Origin of the sequence: Candidatus Protochlamydia naegleriophila, from assembly GCF_001499655.1 — a bacterium.
Classification (GTDB): Bacteria; Chlamydiota; Chlamydiia; order Chlamydiales; family Parachlamydiaceae; genus Protochlamydia; species Protochlamydia naegleriophila.
This window is the reverse complement of sequence record NZ_LN879502.1, coordinates 2,085,624-2,102,998: the sequence shown is the minus strand read 5'-3', so window position 1 is coordinate 2,102,998 and position 17,375 is coordinate 2,085,624. Positions and strand designations below refer to the sequence as shown.

Annotated in this window: 15 protein-coding genes; 6 read left to right on the top strand and 9 right to left on the bottom strand. The window is 43.9% G+C overall.

The genetic code is table 11. The features are described 5' to 3' along the window. Window positions 1-75: 75 nt before the first annotated feature. The gene (locus tag PNK_RS08820; RefSeq protein WP_059061554.1) at window positions 76-1,107 is read left to right on the top strand and encodes an aldo/keto reductase; all 1,032 of its coding nucleotides are present in this window, start codon (window positions 76-78) and stop codon (window positions 1,105-1,107) included. Between the two features lie 78 nt (window positions 1,108-1,185). Here the strand turns inward: PNK_RS08820 and PNK_RS08815 are convergent, their stop codons facing one another. The 5 genes from PNK_RS08815 to PNK_RS08795 form a co-directional block, all read right to left on the bottom strand. Further along, the gene (locus tag PNK_RS08815) at window positions 1,186-1,743 is read right to left on the bottom strand and encodes an acyltransferase (RefSeq protein WP_059061552.1); all 558 of its coding nucleotides are present in this window, start codon (window positions 1,741-1,743) and stop codon (window positions 1,186-1,188) included. Further along, window positions 1,740-2,873: a glycosyltransferase gene (locus PNK_RS08810; RefSeq protein ID WP_059061549.1), complete on the bottom strand. Its 1,134-nt coding sequence runs from the start codon at window positions 2,871-2,873 to the stop codon at window positions 1,740-1,742. The genes PNK_RS08815 and PNK_RS08810 overlap by 4 nt, the downstream gene beginning before the upstream one ends. 3 nt (window positions 2,874-2,876) lie before the next feature. Beyond that, window positions 2,877-4,031, bottom strand: a complete 1,155-nt coding sequence (locus PNK_RS08805) for a DegT/DnrJ/EryC1/StrS family aminotransferase (RefSeq protein ID WP_059061547.1) — start codon at window positions 4,029-4,031, stop codon at window positions 2,877-2,879. A gap of 23 nt (window positions 4,032-4,054) precedes the next feature. Next, complete coding sequence (locus tag PNK_RS08800) at window positions 4,055-4,831, bottom strand: class I SAM-dependent methyltransferase (protein ID WP_079992886.1); 777 nt, start codon at window positions 4,829-4,831, stop codon at window positions 4,055-4,057. Window positions 4,832-5,169: 338 nt separating this feature from the next. Then, a complete protein-coding gene (locus tag PNK_RS08795; protein ID WP_059061546.1) occupies window positions 5,170-6,399 on the bottom strand; it encodes an MFS transporter in 1,230 nt (409 codons plus the stop codon). A gap of 549 nt (window positions 6,400-6,948) precedes the next feature. On the opposite strand from PNK_RS08795, the gene PNK_RS08790 reads away from it, so the two are divergent. The 4 genes from PNK_RS08790 to map all read left to right on the top strand — a co-directional run bounded on the left by PNK_RS08790 (window position 6,949) and on the right by map (window position 12,124). Beyond that, complete coding sequence (locus tag PNK_RS08790; RefSeq protein ID WP_231909240.1) at window positions 6,949-7,527, top strand: HdeD family acid-resistance protein; 579 nt, start codon at window positions 6,949-6,951, stop codon at window positions 7,525-7,527. A gap of 450 nt (window positions 7,528-7,977) precedes the next feature. After that, complete coding sequence (locus PNK_RS08785) at window positions 7,978-10,389, top strand: alpha/beta hydrolase (protein ID WP_059061544.1); 2,412 nt, start codon at window positions 7,978-7,980, stop codon at window positions 10,387-10,389. 163 nt (window positions 10,390-10,552) lie between these two features. Then, window positions 10,553-11,128 carry an NUDIX hydrolase gene (locus tag PNK_RS08780; RefSeq protein WP_032124065.1) on the top strand — a complete coding sequence of 192 codons (576 nt, stop codon included), beginning with the start codon at window positions 10,553-10,555 and terminating at the stop codon, window positions 11,126-11,128. Window positions 11,129-11,218: 90 nt separating this feature from the next. Next, the gene (gene map / locus PNK_RS08775; protein WP_059061542.1) at window positions 11,219-12,124 is read left to right on the top strand and encodes a type II methionyl aminopeptidase; all 906 of its coding nucleotides are present in this window, start codon (window positions 11,219-11,221) and stop codon (window positions 12,122-12,124) included. Here map and PNK_RS08770 read toward each other — a convergent pair. The 4 genes from PNK_RS08770 to PNK_RS08755 form a co-directional block, all read right to left on the bottom strand. Next, window positions 12,121-14,130 (bottom strand): S9 family peptidase, encoded by a 2,010-nt coding sequence (locus PNK_RS08770; protein WP_059061540.1) that lies wholly within the window; start codon window positions 14,128-14,130, stop codon window positions 12,121-12,123. The two genes, map and PNK_RS08770, sit on opposite strands and share 4 nt — an antisense overlap. Window positions 14,131-14,285: 155 nt before the next feature. Then, window positions 14,286-14,699 carry an HIT domain-containing protein gene (locus PNK_RS08765; protein WP_059061538.1) on the bottom strand — a complete coding sequence of 138 codons (414 nt, stop codon included), beginning with the start codon at window positions 14,697-14,699 and terminating at the stop codon, window positions 14,286-14,288. After that, window positions 14,689-15,606: a TIGR01459 family HAD-type hydrolase gene (locus PNK_RS08760; RefSeq protein WP_059061536.1), complete on the bottom strand. Its 918-nt coding sequence runs from the start codon at window positions 15,604-15,606 to the stop codon at window positions 14,689-14,691. Before PNK_RS08760 ends, PNK_RS08765 begins: the two co-directional genes overlap by 11 nt. 88 nt (window positions 15,607-15,694) lie before the next feature. Then, window positions 15,695-16,051, bottom strand: coding sequence for a peptide chain release factor family protein (locus tag PNK_RS08755; RefSeq protein ID WP_032124070.1), 357 nt, complete (start codon window positions 16,049-16,051; stop codon window positions 15,695-15,697). Window positions 16,052-16,342: 291 nt separating this feature from the next. On the opposite strand from PNK_RS08755, the gene PNK_RS08750 reads away from it, so the two are divergent. Beyond that, window positions 16,343-17,185 carry a sulfite exporter TauE/SafE family protein gene (locus PNK_RS08750; RefSeq protein ID WP_079992884.1) on the top strand — a complete coding sequence of 281 codons (843 nt, stop codon included), beginning with the start codon at window positions 16,343-16,345 and terminating at the stop codon, window positions 17,183-17,185. Window positions 17,186-17,375: the final 190 nt, after the last annotated feature.

Below are 17,375 nucleotides of genomic sequence, written 5' to 3'. Positions count from 1 at the left end.
AAATGAATATTTTAATTGGTGTTGCCTACCGGCTAAGCCAGTTTTATGGGCGAAACTGAAAACAAGGAGTGTAGGATGGAATATCGACAGTTAGGGCGGTCAGGTCTCAAGGTTCCGGTTTTAAGTTATGGAACGGCTACCTTTGGCGGATCCAATGAATTCTTTAAGCGCTGGGGCGATACTGATGTTGGCGAGGCAACGAAACTGATTGATATCTGCTTAGATTTTGGAGTTAATCTTTTTGATACGGCCGATATCTATTCGATGGGTTCATCCGAAGAAATTTTAGGGAAAGCGCTAAAAGGGAAGCGTGATAAAGCTCTCATTTCTACGAAGTCGACCTTTAGCATGGGAGAAGGGCCTAATGATAAAGGCTCTTCTCGCTTTCACATTATTGAATCTTGTGAAGCCAGCCTCAAAAGGCTTGGTACCGATCACATCGACATCTACTTCATGCACGGATTCGATGCCTTAACGCCGGTAGAAGAGACTTTAAGCGCACTCGATCATCTTGTCCAAAGCGGAAAGATTCGCTACATCGGCTGCTCCAACTTTTCAGGTTGGCATGTGATGAAGTCGCTTGCAACCTCCGAAAAATATGGCTTATCCCGGTATGTCGTTTATCAAGGCTATTATTCATTAATAGGGCGGGACTATGAAGAAGAGTTGATGCCGCTTGGAGTAGATCAAGGAGTTGCATTGATGGCATGGAGCCCGCTTGGTTGGGGCAGGCTAACAGGGAAAATCCGGCGCGGTGAGAAATTGCCAGAGGGGCGACTAAAAGCCGGAGGCACAGTTGGTGGGCCGATCGTCGACGATGAGTACTTATTTGATGTGGTTGACTGTCTCGATGAAATTGCCAAAGAAACGGGTAAAACGGTTCCTCAAGTTGCATTGAATTGGATTTTACAGCGTCCAACGGTGGCTAACATCGTCATAGGAGCACGCAACGAAGAGCAGCTCAAACAAAACTTTGGTGCTATTGGCTGGAATTTGACGAAGGAGCAAGTGGCAAGACTCGATGCAGTCAGTGCTCGCGAACCGGTTTATCCATACTGGCATCAAAGAGACTTTGCAGAAAGAAATCCCTCTCCTATTCCACGTTGAGAAGTTCATTGCCATCATTTTAATCTTGATAGAGGCTATAGTAGAGGCGTTAACGCCTCTACTATAGCCTCTCATTCCTTAGAGCGATTTAAGCTGCGTTTCTAATTCGAGCAGCTTTTGGTCGCGCTCACCGAGCTTTTTGGCTGGAATGCCCCCCACAATTGTAAATGCGGGGACATTTTTTTTAATCAATGATAAGGCGCCGACGGCGCCTCCGAGTCCTATTTCCACGTGTGGTAAAACGATCGATCCACATCCAACGATTGCATGCTTGCGAAGCGTAATGGGGCCATGTTCCACTTTTTTATACTGTTCAGGCACCATAGGATTTGTCATATATCCCTCAACGTAGTCATCAGTAGAAGTAAAGAGGGATACGCGGGAAGAGAGATTGCAAAAGTCTTCTAGCAGTATTTGTCCGCCGCCGCCAAATAAATGGGTGCTTGCTGCGATGTGGATGTAGTTGCCGATGTGGATTCCAGCAGCACCCGCACTCAGCACGCTGTAGCAGTCGATGCGTACATTGGAGCCGATAAAGATTTGTTTGGGATTGAAGAAAAGAGCCGTGCGGTGGATTTTTACATTGGATCCAATGCCTCCCAACATTTCTTCGAGTTCTTCTGTGGAGTAATTCATCGTTTGATTCCAACTTTTAGCAAGAGCTTTTTAATGTTTTGTTTAAACTGGAAGAAGGCTTTTTTAGCTGGTGGAAAGCGCTCTGGAAAGGCTGAGTCCCATTTTTCCCTAGCATTAAAGATTTCACACTGCTTGGTGAGGCGATTAAATTTGACCGGCGAAAAGTCGAATCTTTTTTGCATGCATTGCGAGGAGTCCGGATTTTGCAAAAGGTCGAAGAGCGTTTGCAGTGCAAAAGATTGATAAGCTGGTTGATGAATGGGATGGATGAGAGTGCTATTTAAGGCCTTCATCGCTATGGCGTAGGGGATGATAAAAGGGCTTTCACTTGCGGGAAAAGCGCCATAAAGAGCCTTATCCTCTGGAAATACTTTGCAATACTCTTCCAGGTTAGGGATGGTATTGAACCGGCGCAAAATTTGAGTCATCTCCCATTGGTTCTGCCAATAGTGCTCAATCTTGGCAGCGCTTGCATTGCCGCCGTCATCCAAAATGCGAAACTGGATCAGCTCTTCCATTAAAATGTGGATGTTATAATGAAGCGCGACCCTTACCCAAAAGTCAAAGTCGGGAAGCTGTGCAAAACAAGGATTGTAATATCCCAACTGTTGATAACAGCTGCGTCTAATCATGACAGTTGGATGGCAAAGAGCATTGCCATGATAAAAAAAATGGCGGAGCCATTCATGACGACTCTTGTTGGGCTGTTGGAAGGCTTCTTTGCAAAAGTTGCTTTTCTGTTGCTCGATGCACCGGCCATTTGAATCGATGAATTGGGGCAGCCCAAAGAGGGCATGAATAGATGGGTTTTTATCGAGGAATTCAATCTGCTTCTTTAATTTCCCTGGCAGAAAGCAATCATCGGAATTGAGAATCGCCACATAGTCACCTGTACCGAGTTCGATGGCTTTACTAAGCGTTCGGCAAGCTCCCTGGTTTTTTTCAGAAAGATGCAGCTTTAGGCGCGGATCTTTGAATTTGCGAATTTCTTCAATGGAGTGGTCGCTTGAGCAATCATCTACGACCACCAACTCTAAGTCGCATTCCTTTTGTGTTAAGACACTTTCGATGGCTTTACCAATAAAATTGCCATGGTTATAGCTTGGCATGGCAACGCTTAGCTTTACCATAAATCAATTGCCTTTTAACGAGCGGATGAGCGCACAAATTTTTCTGACATCGTCTAGCTGAAGCTGGCCATAAAGCGGAAGGGCAAGCACTTCGTGAACGATTTGGTTTGCCACTGGAAGATTTGACGGTGCAGAAGATGGAAGCGCTTTGTAGCAGGTATAGTCGCTACAGAGAGGGTAGAAGTACTTTCTCGTAATAACGTTGTACTCTTTCAACTTTTGGTGTAGTTCGTCGCGAGTGATACCAAATTCACTTCCAATGCGGATTACAAAGTACTGGCAGCTGGATTTCACTCTTGGGTCTTCTTGTGGAACTAAGATGCCTTTGATGTCTGACAATTCTTCGCGATAAGTATTGATAATCTGCGTTCTTTTCTGTTTCTCTTCTTCAACCGCATTCAAATTAATCAATCCGATTACGGCTTGTAATTCATTCAGTTTTCCATTGATTCCAGGCAAGATCACTTCATTTTCATTTTTGATTCCGAAGTTTTTTAAGAGCTCGATGCGTGGCTTAAGATAAGGATCATTAAAGGTGACGCAGCCGCCTTCAACGGTATGAAAGAGTTTAGTGGCGTGGAAGCTGAACATGGTAATATCGCCAAAAGTTCCAATCCCTTTACCGTTCCACTCCATTCCAAATGCATGAGCTGCATCGTAGATGACTTTTAAGCCGTGTCTATTGGCTATTTCTTGAATTTCTTCGACTGCACATGGGGTCCCATAAACGTGTACGCCTAAAATGGCCGACGTCTTGGATGTGATGAGGGATTCAATTTTTTTGGGGTCGATATTCATGGTGACTGGATCGATATCGCAAAAAACAGGTGTTAGGCCATTCCAAGCAAGAATATGAGGCGTAGCTGGAAACGTAAAAGGAGTCGTAATGACTTCTCCCGACAGGCGTAAAGCTTGGCATGCCGTAATGAGGGCAATTGTTCCATTGTTGAATAAACAGGTATTGGGAACCTTTAAAAGGTCGTTGATTTTTTTTTCGAGCTCTTGATGTTTGGGACCGCCATTTGTCAAAATCTTATTGTCCCATACCTCTTCTAATTCTGCATGAACGGCATCTAAATCGGGAAGGAGAGGGCGGGTGACGTAAATAGGTTCTTTAAAACTTGTTATCTGTTGACAAGGTGAAATGTCTGTTTGCATGTTGAGTACCTAATGGGAAGGCTTTAAGGTTTGTGAGCGATGTAAAGCACGCTTTTTGAATCAATTCCATGCTTTCTAAATGCGTAATCTTCGAAATGAACAATTGTATGAGCGCTGACAGAAAAACCTGCTTGGATCAATCTTTCTTTAAATCCATTTTTAGAATAGAGGCGTACATGATCATCCTGCGCAAAATGGCGTATTCTTTCTTTTGGCGAGGCAATATTGCAGTTTTCCTCAATTTGTTCGGCAACGAGTGAGATGGGAACCATGAGGATGCCCCATCCTTTGGGAGCTAAAATGCGGTACAGCTCACGCATGGCTTTTTGATCATCAGATACATGCTCTAAAACGTGAGAACAAATGAGGCAGTCAAAGGATCCATCGGAGTATTCCTTCATATCGGTAATATCGATCTTATCATCGACATTTGGCATGAATAGATCGCAGGTGCGGTATTGATAATGCCCTTGTTTTCTGATCCAATTTGAGAGGGGCGTCGATGGAGCAATATCGAGCATGGTCAGTTTCTTGGAGACCGGGTTTGATTGCTGGCGCCCTTGCAGATAAAGGGAATAGAGGCGGTCTCGATCGGTTGAGCCGCAAGTCGGGCAGGAATAATGATTGAGTTCTAATGTTTCAAATTTATCTAATCCATGCTTGAAACCCGCTTCCTTTAAGCTATCAAGGTAAAAAGAGGGAAGGGGATTAAAATGGTTGTGGTGCGTTTGGCATAATGGACAAGAAAGTTGTGGATGGGTTTCTTGCTTTTTGAATAAATTCTTGAAAAATGCTTTCACTTATCCTCTCAAACTGAAAATCTTAGATACGCATCTTGGCACTTTAATAATATCTTGTCAAAAGCTTCTGTTCGCACTTCTTGCGCTAATCATAGGGAGCTAAGATCTATCCGAGCTTCCGCCGGGCCAATGAGCTGGCAATATAATACAGGGAGTCCGAACAAGGAGCCTTTAATAAACCAAGTTTGCTGCCTATGAAGGCAAGCTGGGTTTTAAAGAGATAGAATTCGAGCGACTACTTTTACCTTTATTGGAGACACCTGTCAAGGATTGAGTTGAAAAATTGTAAGACCCCAAAAGCTGAAAAGCTGCTGGGGTCTTTAGTCGAATAAACGAGATCAGCGAGAAGCCGGGATTGCCGATGTTTTTCCTGATTGCACTTTCTCTTTGGCAAATAGGATGAAAAATCCAGCCGCTCCGATAGCAAGTGCTACAGGGATGACAGCAATTCCATAAACTAAGGCAGACGACGCACTAGGCCCTCCCATAGCATTGATGACTCCACCCATGGTCGCATGAAAGGCATATCCAAAGATCATGATGATCATGTTGGCAACGGCCGTTGTTAAACCTGCAACATGTTCTGGAACATAAGTAGAGGCTTTGTAAATGGCCAAAATTTGATAAGCGCTGCAAATGCCCACTAGAACAAAGCTTACACTGATTGCTCCGGTAGCGAGGTGCCAAATGAGTAAAGCCGAGAAGCTGATAGTCATGACAATTCCAGCTCCGATGATGGTTGCTAAATAGCTCCCTGTCTTTTCGGCAATTAAACTTAAAACCGGTGCACCAAAGCACATGCCGATAAAAATCATAGAGGGAAGACTTGCTGCCAATGTGCCATCGAAGCCATATACCTCTTTTAAAAAGGAGCGTCCCCATACATCGGCAAATCCTTCTAAAGGACCCACCATCAAGCCGGCAAAAATGCAGGACCAAATGACACGACCATTGCTAAGAACCTCTTTGATGTCGCCAAGCATGGTCGTTTGCTGAGTGCTCGTTGTGCTCGGAATAATCCAATAGGTGATTGCAGCGAGAATGATGCCGCAGACAGCAAATAATTGAACGACTGCTTGATAGCCAAATGCTTCACGCATATAGCTTACGGGGCCGCCACCATAAATGGCACCAATCAAACCAATCATGACTGAGATGCTGAGCATGCGTGGAAATTTTTCTTCGCTAAAGCTCATGCGAATGATTTTAAACAGACCTAAAATGGCTGCCGACGATCCCATTCCAATCAAGGCCCGTCCGGCAATGGGATAAATCCAATGGTCGGCAAAAATTAGCGGCAGCAATCCAATGACTGTCAAGACGATACAGCCTGCCATGATTTTTTTGGGGCCGTAGCGATCCAGCATAATCCCGAGAGGCAAGTGCATCAATGAGTAGCCTATATAATAAATACCAGAAAATTGCCCTAGCGCCGCTGCTCCAATATGAAATTGTTGCATGATGTCATCCAACATGATGTTGGGCATGACCCTCAATATGTATTGGTAGGCATAGAAGACCGAAGCTATGATCCAGATCGTCCATGCTGTGATACGTGAATTCGACATAATTGTAATCCGCCTGTTAAAAATGACTTAGAGTTATCATTTTTTTTGATAGTGATAATGAATCGATTTCCAATCAGATAAAGCATCTCGATTGGTCAATTAACAACTATTCAAGAAAAATGAGTAATGTGAACAAAAGAAAGAAATTAGCCTTAGAGGCTAAGAAGGGAAAGAAGAAGGAATAGAGAGACAAATGAACAAGCATTCGAATAAGATGGGTTGACATTGCGCTTCATGATGTTGCTTGACATCGCCTAAACTCCTTAATTTATGGCTGGGATTAATTATATAGAGCATTTTTGTTTTTGTCTATGAATTTTTTGTTCAAAGCCTAAACAACTAGTCATTTAAAGCAGAGCACCTTCCTCCCGCCATCGACCTTTTCAAGTCAACTGCCAATCCAAATCTGACTGTCACCCGCCAAAAAATAGGAAGCTTTTGTGAGTTGTAATGAGGAGAAAGGCGTTTATTTTACTTGTGGGATTATAGGAAATATTTTAATTGTGAGAGTGTTTGCCTTTGTTAAAGAAAAATTACACGGAGGAATTTGTGGAAAATCAACATGAAGAAAAGATCATGACTCCCTACATTCGGGATATTGCCGAAGTACGCAATAATTGGGGATCTTTCTTTGCCATTGGCCTTTTATTGATCGTTTTAGGTGTTATTGCCGTGACTTTTAACGTTTTCACAACGATGTTTTCAGTTTTTTTGTTGGGGATTTTGTTAATCATCTCGGGTGCGGCGCAAATTGCGCAAAGCTTTTTAGCCAGAAAGTGGAGTGGGCTATTTCTGGCTCTCTTAGCTGGAATATTATACATCGTTGTCGGTTTTTTTTGCGTGGCTAAACCCATCGCAAGTGCGACGGGGCTGACTTTATTGATCGCAGCCTTTCTTTTGATCGGTGGTTTATTCCGCATGCTTACTTCAGCCATACTCCGCTTCGAGCAGTGGGGGTGGGTCTTTTTCAATGGACTAGTCACCTTTATTTTGGGCCTGATGATTTATGCAGACTGGCCTGTATCGGGTCTGTGGATCATTGGAATGTTTGTGGGAATTGATATGATTTTGTCGGGATGGTCATGGGTCATATTGGCACTGACTGCCCGTCCACGCTCAAATCCGTAGATGGGACTCTCCTCCTCTGCTGTCAGAGGAGGAGCGTTATCATTCTTCTACTTGCCTTCTACTGGAAGTAATCTATGTCTTGGTAGGGAGGCTCCTTATTACAAGAATGACCAAGCCTTCATTTCACTTCTCTCTTTTCTTACCATCTGTATTTTTTACTCATTATAGCCTGCTTAAACGGAGCCCTTCTTTGACCGATCGTAAATGTAGAAAGGCATGACAATTCCTCCAAGCACCGCCTGCAAGCAAAATGGATTTAAATTTTTTATTTTAAAATTTGCATATGTTATAATATAATGTAAATAAAATAGATTAAAATTATTTTGAATTTGCTGGATATTATAATGTGTTAACCATTTTTTTATAAATCATTAATAAATTTAAGTTATTTTATTAGGAATAAATTAGAAAGGAAGTTTAGGCAAAACCTTTTAGAACGCAAAGGATCAGATGAATTTAAATCGTTTAGGTAATACAGCACATCATTTGCAAGCAGTTGCTCGCTATAGTGGTGATACTCGTTTTGATGCGGCTCGAGCGCATCGCTCTGTTCAGATTGCCATACGCATTTTGGATCAGGCCTTTTTAGGTCGGCCATGGAATCCTGTAAGAGATCGGCAAGCGTTGGCAGCCATCAAACAATCGATTGAGACCATTAAGCAAAATCAAAATGGTTTTTTTCAAAGCAGCGATTTATCTCTTCTTGAAGAGAAAGTGGAAATGGTGTTTCAGTATGGGATGATTAAAACCGTTTTTAATGCCCAAGCGACTCATTCTTCTTTGGCAAAAAATCTCATTGCCCCTTTCAATTATCTATGTAGTCTTGTGACGAAACGCTTTGCAGATTTCATCCGGAAAGAGGTGTATCGGGGTTGGTCAGAAAAAGTTAAGAATGCAGATATCAAGCAGATCGTCGAACAAGAATATATAGCAAAATACAATAACTGGTATCAAAGGGAAATGGAGCAGGCCGATACTCAGGATCGCCGCAATCATGTTCAAGATATCCTGGCTGATGAGATGGCGCAGCTTCAGAATCAAGTGAATAACAATGCGCGTGTGCAGGCTGTACAGCAGCTAGAAAGAAAGGCTGAAGAAACAAGAGAGCTTTTTGCTGCAATTGGCGGTGAAAGAATTCAGCTCAAGACCTCTGATGGGGTCAAATTAGATGCAACTTACCTGTCGTGCAATGAATTTAAATTGGCCTTAAATGCTCAAAATGGGCAAAAAGTCTCTTTCGGATTTGAAAATGGAACTTTTTCTGGAATTTCGCTTGATCCAGACAATGAGCAAGTCAATCAATGTCTAATTGCTAAGCTCTATCAATTGGGGCTTCTTGCCAGCTTGCATAAGCCAGGTTCTGGCTATGGCCTTTTATATGACGGAATACATGGCAAATATGTGATTGTCAGTAAAGAGGAGTTGCAGAATTGGTCTCGGAGACAAGCACTCAATTTTGATTCAAATCTGCAAGCCTATGTATTTGCAAGGGAGCCTCTTGCGTCTGCTTATGCTCCCATTCCAACCTCTGATGATGAATGGCAGCGCATTCAGCAATGGGGCGGGCGCAAACAGGAGATTTGCATCAAAGGCGAGAAAATGCCAGTTCCAGCCTTTTCGACTTTACCAGCTCTTAGACATAATCCTGATGGATATGTCAGCCTTAAAATTCCAAATGGAGCAGGTCATTTCTCTCGCGCAACGTATTATATCGATCAAGACAAGGCTGAAGAGCTTGTGCGTGCAGGGGTATTAAAAAAAGTTGGAGCTGCATATCACTGGACTCGAGTGGATGATATTTCAGCGAGGGAACCGCGCAATTCTCATAACTGGAAAATCAAAAACAATGGAGTTGCTATTTTAAGTTCAGGCAACGCAGGTGTTTATGAAATGCATAAGGCTGAAGCGCTTAGCCTTTTAATGAATGGCTGCGATCTCATGATGCTGAATTTGAGAGGATATGGCGGCAGTGAGGGAGAGCCGAGTGTACAGGGTAACTATTGTGATTTAGAAGCGGCCTATCAATTTATCAAACACCGCTCTCCAGGAATTCCAGATGCAAAAATTGCCGCATGGGCTCTTTGCTTAAGTGGTGGAGTTGCCGCTCATTTGGTTGAGCAGCATCCTTGGATGAACCTTTTCTTGAATCAAACGTATGCCGAATTCTGGAACATCTTGAAAGAAATGCTCGACGAGGAAGTAGAAAAATTCCTCAGAAAATACATCTACCGAGAGGAAGAACAGAGCAAGTTAAGACAGGTGATTAAGACATGCCTTTTACCGCTTATTTCAGCCGCCGTTCGGCTGGTTGCGCCCAACTACAATGTAAAAAATCGCCTGTCAAAAATTAAGGGGCAGGTTTGCATTATGCAGGCCACCGACGATTCATTAATGACTGCCGAAGAAACAAAGCAGATGCGAGATGCAATCGGAGGTGCACGCACCAATCATCGGTTTGTCGATATCCCGGGAGAGCATTGTACACCTTGGAATCAGGTGGTCATTTACCATAATCGCCAAGGAAGAGAAGTTTCAGAAAGCGATTATAGCTGGATCTCTTTTGATGGCACCCACTCCATTTTTATTCCAAACCATGCCTTAGACTCTAATCGAAGCTGGCACTTAACCGCTGCAAATGGAAGGACCTGTTCTTTTTCTCCCGATCCACAAGACCCAAGCAAGGTTATTGCCGAATTCGATCAAAACGGCACAATAACGAGAATGCAGCTTGCTCGGAATAAAATATCCGAAGAGGTCATCCCGCAATTCATTGTCAATCTTGACTTGACTCCAGAATACCGAGGACATGACCACGTCAAACAATTTCTGTCTGACGCCCGCATGGGATCTCCGATTATCTAAAAGATAAACGGCTCTTCCAACATCGATTGCGACAATCGATGTTGGAAGAGTTAAGTAAAGGAGATATGCTCTTTCCGGCTATTTCCATTTCATTTTTCAGGCCGTTTCTTGCATAATGGGTGGTTGAATCATTGATATAAACCATGAATTGCAAGAGTCGCTCATGTCTGAAACCTCTAATCGCTCGACTATTCGCAACCTTGTCTTAGCCCTTCATCCTTTTGATCGTCAAGAAAGAGAGCACATCGACTTCACCATCCAATGGATCGACTCTGGTGCGGGTCTCTTTCGTCTAGCCAAACCGGCCTATCCGCCCATTCATTTAGTTTCCTATTTTGTGATCGTTGATCCCGAAATAGATGAGTTTTTACTCGTCGACCATAAGAATGCAATGCTTTGGCTTCCGCCAGGCGGCCATGTGGAACCAGACGAGCATCCCGCAGCCGCCGTTGAAAGAGAAGTCATGGAAGAGTTGGGCATTGCTGCCAATTTCTTCATTCGAGACCCCCTTTTTTTGACCGTTACAGAGACGGTAGGTTCTCTAGAGAGCCACACCGACATTTCTCTTTGGTATGTCTTGAAAAGCAAAAAAGGGATGGAGTTTAATTATGATAGGGAAGAATTTGAAAAAATAGCCTGGTTTAAGTCGGAACATATTCCCTATGCTCAATCTGATCCGCACCTTAAACGATTCATGCATAAATGGCAGAATCACTTTCTCTCCATTAGCGTTTCATGAGCACTAGAAAATATTCCAATAAAGTTTAGTCGTTTAAAAGTGTGATAAACTAAGTTTTATATCTAAAGTAAATTGATTTGAGAATAAAAGATGAATAAGAGTTATAAGCAAAATTTTATCCGGGCCGGAGAGCTTGCGGGCCAGGTTCGATCATTTGGAAAAGCATTAATTAAGGCTGGTGCGTCCTATTCCGAGGTATTGCACAAGATTAGGCATAAGATTTTTGAATTAGGGGCTATCCCTGCATTTCCGCCCCAAATAGCTTTAAATGAAGTGGCCGCCCACTTCTTATTGCGGCCCAATGAAGATATCGTGTTTTCTGATCAGGTGGTCAAACTCGACGTTGGCGTGTGCTATCAAGGTGCTATTGGTGATTGTGCTGTCACGATCGATCTATCTGGCAAGCATCAGAAGTTAGTCGACGCAGCCGAGGCAGCGCTTCTGCAAGCCGAACAAATTGTTAAAGTAGGCCTGCCCATCAGAGAAATTGGCCGTGTGATTGAAGAGACGATTAAATCACATGGCTTTCGATCCATTAAGAACTTATCCGGGCATGGATTGGGCCCTTATAAAATTCACACGTCGCCAACCATTCCCAATTATGACGACTATTCCAAGGGAGTCATTAAGCCGGGAATGACATTTGCCATCGAACCCTTTGCGACGGATGGTTCTGGACTGATCTATGAAGAGGGGAGGGCAGCCATTTTTTCTTTGCTTTCCACTCGTCCACCCCGGTCGGAGACGGCTCGCTTACTGTTAACTAAGATCAGAACATTTAATGGCCTTCCTTTTGCAACGCATGATTTACTAGACGGTAAGACGCCGCTTTTGCAGGTCGAATTGGGGCTCGCAGAACTGCTCAAATCCGGATCTATTGCCGGTTATGGCCCTTTGATCGAAGAAAAAGGAGGCCTTGTTGCTCAAGCCGAAAATTCGGTTTTGGTCGATGAGGATGGCCAGGTGACCATTACGACTCGTGCTCTAACGCCTTAATTTAGTAAGTGGCTTGTAAACCACTCTAAATTTCTTTCCATCAGATCAATCTGTTGCGAAGGTTCGGTGAAGTGATGTCCCATGCGTGGATAGAGGATGAGCTTAGAGGGTTTATGTTCGGTCTTTAAGGCATGGTAATACTCGATAGCTTGAGCTACAGGAACTCTCCTATCGCTCAGGCCATGCTGAATCAAGCAGGGAGTTTCGACTTTTTTGACGTGATAAATTGGAGAGCGTTGCTGATAAAGGGCTGGTTGTTCCCAAAAAGGGCCTAGATAGTCTTGTAGAAAGCGATGTAAATCTGTCGTACCAGACATGCTTGCGAGGTTGCTAAGGCCGGCTCCGATCGATGCGGCTTTAAAACGATTGGTCTGTGTAATGGCCCAGGCTGTCATGTAGCCTCCATAGCTCCATCCCATGATGCCGAGCCGTTCCGGATCGCCCATTCCTCTTTCAATGACGGCATCGACGCCTGTCATGAGATCTTCAAAATCTTTTCCACCCCAATCGCCGTAATTAAGACAACGAAAAGCTTTGCCGTAGCCGCAAGATCCTCGTGGATTGGGGCGTAAAATGATAAATCCAGCTTCGGCAAGTGAAGCCAGAGGATAGGGATAAGGCATGCCTAGATACGTTTGATCAAAAAATGCCATGGGTCCGCCATGAACGACTAAAAGTAGGGGGTATCGTTTTCCCTTTTGATAGTTGCTTGGATATGTCAGCAGCCCTTCAATGCTTTTTCCATCATTGGATTGCCAATGAATGCTCTCTGTATGGATCGAAGGATAATTTAAAAAGGGTTGATTAAACTGAGAGAGTTGAACGGGTTGAAGCTTTGGAAGAGTTGCAATATAAGCTTCTGGTGGCTTATTCGTTGTCTGACCAGTGAACGCGATGGTTTTTCCATCGGAGCTGAGGGAGGGATCTTTAATCATTAAATCAGAAGATAGACTATCAACCTGCTTACCATCAATGCCTAAACGGACGAGTTGAAAGCTTGTTCCTACTGGCTCAATGAGCCAGATTGATTGGCAGTCAAGGCTCCATCCCAATAGATTAGGCCCTGCTAAAAAAGGGCCTTCATTTGTAGTTGGGGCAAGCCGGCGCTCTTCTTGATCATCCGCCGAGCGAATGGCTGCATAGCGGTTGAATGCATAAAGATGGCCCGGCTCGGATGCTAGAAGAGCGATCCACTTGCCATCGGGCGAAAATCGGGGCAGAGATTCATGTCGGGCATGCTTCTTAAGTTGGGTAACAGCCTGTGTGACGACATCAACTCGTGCTAAATGGCTTTCGACATAAAAATCGTCAAACTTGCAAGAGGGAGAATAGGCAAAAATGATCGATCGGCTATCGGGAGACCAGTCAAATTCTTCATTAATCGTTCCGAAATCGCCACAACCCCTTACAGAATAAGTATCATTCGTCAAAGCTTTTGAGATAGGCCGCTCGCTGAGGAGATCGATAATCCAGAGTCGATTGACGGCTAGGTCTTCTTCGTAGTCAAAGGCTGAGCTTTTTGGAGGGGGTGTTTGAACATTTTTCTTGTCTGTCGCGACAAAGGCGATGTAGCGGCCATCTGGAGACCATCGAAATGTTTGAATATCTTTTTTTAGATCTAATGCTAGAGCAAAAGCGTGGGGGCGACGCAGTAGATAGAGGGTCTTGATGCCTGAGTAGTCAGACAAATAAGCTATCGAAGAGCCGTCTGGAGACCAGCGAGGCTGCATGGATTGGCAATTAGGCGCAGTCAAGGCCTCTGCTTTGCGGTTGTTTACGTTAATCTGATAAATGCGCGAGACGTATGCGTCTTGTTCTGCATTGATGCTTGCTTCTGAAACAACAACAAGCGCTGTTTGTTTGTCCGGGGACAGTTGGACCTCCCTAATCATTTTAAGGTGCATCATGTCAACCGGAGTCCACCTTGCCGTGAGCTCTCCATTGAGCAGGGCTAAGGCTAAGAGGGGAAAGACTATAATTTTAAAAATGGATCGAGAGAAAAACATAAACAATCCGACTTTCATAGGTGGCAATTTGGCGACGCCCTAGACTAAAGTAAACGATAAAGGAATTAAAAATAAAAAGCTCGGAGAGCGACTGATTGCGCATAACATGTTTAGACCAAATAGAATGCCTGATAAAGCGTTGGTAAAGGAATGAATCAGAAGCTGATTAGATCGAATTGTTCTTTTAGCTTTCCAATCAGCTCTTCTTTTTGAAAAGCTGCATAAGGGGTGCGGGCAGGATGGTCCCAAACAGTGCCAGGCCAGGCAGGATCTGTTTGAAAGCGGGCTATGACGTGGACATGTAGTTGAGGAGTCTTATTGCCGATGGCAGCGACATTGAGTTGGGAAGGGAAAAACATCTCCCATAGAATTTTTTGCGCACAGTCGAGCTCTTTGATGAGTTGCATTTGATCGAGCGCGTTTAGATCCATCAAACGAGAGATGTGTGGGCGCTGCGGAACTACAATGAGCCATGGGTAATGGAGGTTGTCTTCTAAGAGGACTTGGCACAAAGGAAGGATGGTGATAGGAGCCTTGCTCCTTAAGTTTGAGTGTAGTTCAAAGGTCATGATTGGCCAGCCGCTCAATGAAAAAGTTTGGGTAGTCGTCTGGTTCAAATTGCTCTATTGCTTTTTCGATCCCGCTCTGCTTGATTCTTTCCGACAAGATTCCTGTTTGAGTCACAAGTGCACAGGGCATTCCCACTCCATGTGCGCCTCGGCTGTCTGTCTCTGGTGTGTCTCCTACCATCAAAATATCTGTGGCTGCGCCTATACCTAACTCATGAAAGCGGGCAAGGGCTCTTCGATAAACAGGAGGAGAGGGCTTTCCAATATAACACACTTCGCCTCCCGCTTCTTCATAAAGCGCTGCAATACTTCCTTGACGCACAACAGGCCGAGGGGGGGCGCCTTCATGGGCAAAGCGGTCGGGATTGGCGCAGACCATAGGAAGACCTGATCGCTTTAAGTGCAAAATTGTGTCTTGAAAGACGAGGGGGTCAATTTGATCTTCTCCATTCAGATGGGGAATTGTTACGTAAATGAAATCGGCTTCTTCGATCTTCTTCGCTTCTGAGTAGGCTGTTTCACTAAAAAGGAGGTGAGGCGATGAATAGTTGGGATGGGGGCGATCGTGAAGCCAGTACTTTTTATGAGGCGTTTTAAAGGGAAGCTGCTCCTCGCGAAACATTTGCGTGGCGACTTCTCCCGATGTAATTAAAAAGTGATAGTGCTCTCCTTCAAAAAGGCCGTGAAAACGGAATTTGGCCTTTTCCTTTTCGACCCGTTGAGTTGAATTGGAAAGGATGCCGACAATTTTCCCTTCGCTGATGAGCTGCTCCATGGCTTCTTTGGCTCCTGGATAGACCCCCGTAGTACCGCCAGCCCAAAAAACTCCATAGGCGTCAAGTAAAATGCCTTTAAAAGGGGAGGCAATTGAAGCTAAATTCGGAAAAATGGAAAAATTGGAGGCCATAGATCTTTTTGGGTATTTGCATGCAATTATAAAATAAATGTTTCCCAAATGCTAGCTATTTGTGCACGCTGCATTGAAGACAAGGCAATCAATCGAGCCGGGGAGGCTTGCGCAGACTCTTTTTTTGTGAATGCTTGATTTTCTTTTCGGCATTGCCTCTTTTTACCGATTTTGAGGGCTTGGTGGGAATCCGTTTGGGTTTTCGATAATTGAGCTTATCGACTAATTGCCTTAACTTGCTCAAACACTCTTGCTTGTTTAAATACTGACGCCGCTGGCTTTGACTGACAACTACAAGACCCGTTGGCAAGTGAATCAAACGAACCGCGCTATCAGTCACATTTACATGTTGCCCGCCGCTTCCGCTTGACCGAAAAGTTTGAATTTCACACTCGGCCAATAGGTCATCATCTAGTTCAGGTAGAATAATTTTTTCTCTTGACATGTGTGAAAACCTTAACCATTAAGCAGGAGTGAAATGTGATTGTATCAAGGCTATTAATTGATTCATACGGTTAAAATGAGATGGCTGTGATCGATCAATTGGGAAAGACATGACTTTTTTTAGCCTTTGCATCACAATCACAAATAGATACAAGCATCCTTTGTCGAAGTGCAGGACTTTTTGCATCCGTCCATCAATGATCAATGATTCCAACAATTTAGACTTGTGGTATAGGCTGCTTAAAATCAGTTTAAAAGTATTTAAACATTAGTTTTTAGTTGATGAGGGTCAATGATATTTGCACTTTGTGGCGCGCTTGCAATAGGATTAAGCTTAGGCTTATTGGGATCGGGGGGATCGATTTTAACCGTTCCGATTCTGGTATTTGTTATGCAGCGGCCTGACAAGCTTGCGGTGGCGGAATCTTTGGCTATTGTGGGGTCGGTTGCCTTGGCTGGAGCCATCCCTTATGCTGTTCGAGGGCAAATCCATTGGAAAACAGTTTTAATATTCGGCTTATCTGGCGTTTTAGGATCTTATGCCGGTGCTTGCATCGCCCACTATCTGAGCGGCCGCACTCAGCTTATTTTATTTGGTACAGTCATGATCGTCGCGGCGGCGATGATGGTCAAAGATAGAAAGTGGATTGAGTCGACAAGCCATGTCCAACATCCCATCTGGTTGATCATGCTGGAAGGGTTTCTAATAGGAAGTCTAACCGGCTGCATTGGCGTGGGCGGCGGTTTTATTATCGTTCCAGCGCTCGTCTTGCTTGTCAATCTTCCTATGTATTTAGCAATCGGAACAAGTTTGACCATCATTGCTATGAATTCATTTACAGGTTTTGTTAAACAGTTTCTGTCGCTTCAGCAGTCGGACATGCAGGTTAGCTGGGCGGTTATTGCGATTTTTTCTGCAATCGGCATAGTTGGAAGCCTGGCAGGCGGCCTTTTAGCGAGAAAAATTCCTCAGCCTCGTTTGCGAAAAATGTTTGGTTACTTGATGTTTCCATTGAGCCTGTATATTTTAGCGAGTGCTATTTTATCGGAAATACATCAGAATAAGCCTCTCGAGCACCCAAGTGTGAATCATATAAAAACAGCTAGTATGAGTGATCCAACAAATGATTGGTGACTATTACCAATCCTTTGGCTGATTTGTTTCTTGACCATCTTCCCATATCCGCCCTCGTGTATCTGCCTGCCATTATCTCAATTCCACAAAAACAGCTGAAGAGCCTTTTTAAGTCATATTTTTAAATCTATCAAGGCTATTTTTGATGATAAAATTAGAAGAGATCTAAATAAAATAATTTAAAATCCGT